The organism is Cellulomonas septica (assembly GCF_012396155.1).
Taxonomy (GTDB): Bacteria; Actinomycetota; Actinomycetes; order Actinomycetales; family Cellulomonadaceae; genus Cellulomonas; species Cellulomonas septica.
This window is the reverse complement of sequence record NZ_JAAXOY010000692.1, coordinates 1-1,804: the sequence shown is the minus strand read 5'-3', so window position 1 is coordinate 1,804 and position 1,804 is coordinate 1. Positions and strand designations below refer to the sequence as shown.

2 protein-coding genes are annotated in these 1,804 nt (G+C 73.3%); both read right to left on the bottom strand.

Annotation, left to right across the window (positions count from 1 at the left end):
• Positions 1 to 57: 57 nt before the first annotated feature.
• Positions 58 to 1,260, bottom strand: coding sequence for a methionine adenosyltransferase (gene metK, locus HGA02_RS18175; RefSeq protein WP_168680694.1), 1,203 nt, complete (start codon positions 1,258 to 1,260; stop codon positions 58 to 60).
• Between the two features lie 44 nt (positions 1,261 to 1,304).
• Positions 1,305 to 1,804: phosphopantothenoylcysteine decarboxylase domain-containing protein (locus HGA02_RS18170; RefSeq protein ID WP_281357219.1), on the bottom strand; the 500-nt coding region annotated here is incomplete at its 5' end.

Here is a 1,804-nt window from a genome sequence, read left to right as displayed (position 1 = left end):
CGTCACGTCCACGGACCCGTCACGCGGGCCGCACCGGTCGCCGGCACGCGCGCCGGCTCAGCCGACGGCGGCCAGCAGGTCGGCCGCGCGGTCGGTGCGCTCCCACGTGAAGTCGGGCAGCTCGCGCCCGAAGTGGCCGTACGCCGCCGTGCGCCGGTAGATGGGCCGCAGCAGGTCGAGGTCGCGGATGATCGCGGCCGGGCGCAGGTCGAACACCTCGCGGATCGCGGCCGTCAGGCGCTCGACGGGCACGACGCCCGTGCCGAACGTCTCGACGTACAGCCCGACGGGGTGCGACTTGCCGATCGCGTACGCGACCTGGACCTCGCAGCGCTTCGCGAGGCCCGCGGCGACCACGTTCTTGGCGACCCAGCGCATCGCGTACGCGGCCGACCGGTCGACCTTCGACGGGTCCTTGCCGGAGAACGCGCCACCACCGTGCCGCGCGAAGCCGCCGTAGGTGTCGACGATGATCTTGCGGCCCGTCAGGCCCGCGTCGCCCTTGGGGCCGCCGACGACGAACGTGCCGGTCGGGTTGACGAGGAGCCGGTGGTCGGACGCGTCGAGCTCGAGCTGCGCGAGGACCGGCGCGACGACATGCTCCGCGATCGCGGGCCGCAGGTAGCTGTCGAGCTGGACGTCGGGGTCGTGCTGCGTGGAGAGGACCACGGTGTCGAGCGAGACCGCGCGGTCGCCCTCGTACCCGATGGTCACCTGCGTCTTGCCGTCGGGGCGCAGACCCGGCACGAGGTCCTGGCGGCGGACCTCGGCGAGCCGCTCCGCGAGCCGGTGCGCCGCCCAGATCGGCAGCGGCAGCAGCGACGGGGTGTCGACGCACGCGTACCCGAACATCAGGCCCTGGTCGCCCGCGCCCTGGAGGTCCAGGGGGTCGATGTCCGCGGAGTCCTGCCGGACCTCGATCGACTTGTCGACGCCCTGCGCGATGTCCGGCGACTGCTGCCCGATCGAGACGGACACCCCGCACGAGTCGCCGTCGAAGCCGATGTGCGACGAGGTGTAGCCGATCCCCTTGACGACCTCGCGGACGACCTGCGGGATCTCGACGTACGCGCTCGTGGTGACCTCGCCGGCGACGTGCACGAGACCCGTGGTGACCATCGTCTCGACCGCCACGCGGGCCGCCGGGTCCTGGTCGAGGATCGCGTCGAGGATCGCGTCGGAGATCTGGTCGCAGACCTTGTCGGGGTGGCCTTCCGTCACCGACTCGGACGTGAACAGGCGCGCGGAAGCCTCAGTCATGGCGCACAGCCTAACGGGACGGAAACGACCCTCTCACCGGCCGTTCACCAGCGGGCGAGCACCGCGTCCCACACGGCGTGCGCGACGTCGTCCTTGCTGCCGGCGGCGGCGGAGACGACCTCCCCGCGGGCGTCCAGCACGACGACGTCGTTGACGTCCGTGCCGAACCCGCGACCGTCGCCGACCGCGTTCACGACGAGCAGGTCGGCCTTCTTGCGCAGCGCCTTGGCGCGGCCGTGCTCGAGGACGGAGCCGTCGTCGTCGCCCGTCTCCGCGGCAAACCCGACGACGACCTGGCCGTCGCGCAGCCGGTCGACGGCGAGCTCGGCGAGCACGTCGGGGTTCTCGACGAGGTGCAGCGTGGGCGCCGCGCCGTCGCCACGCTTCTTGATCTTGGCGTCCGCGAGGGTGGCCGGCCGGTAGTCGGCGACGGCCGCGGCCATGACGACCGCGTCGGCGTCCTTCGCGGCCGCACGCACGGCGTCGCGCAGCTGCGCCGCGGTCTCGACGGGCACGGCCTCGACCCCGGGCGGGGCGGGGACGG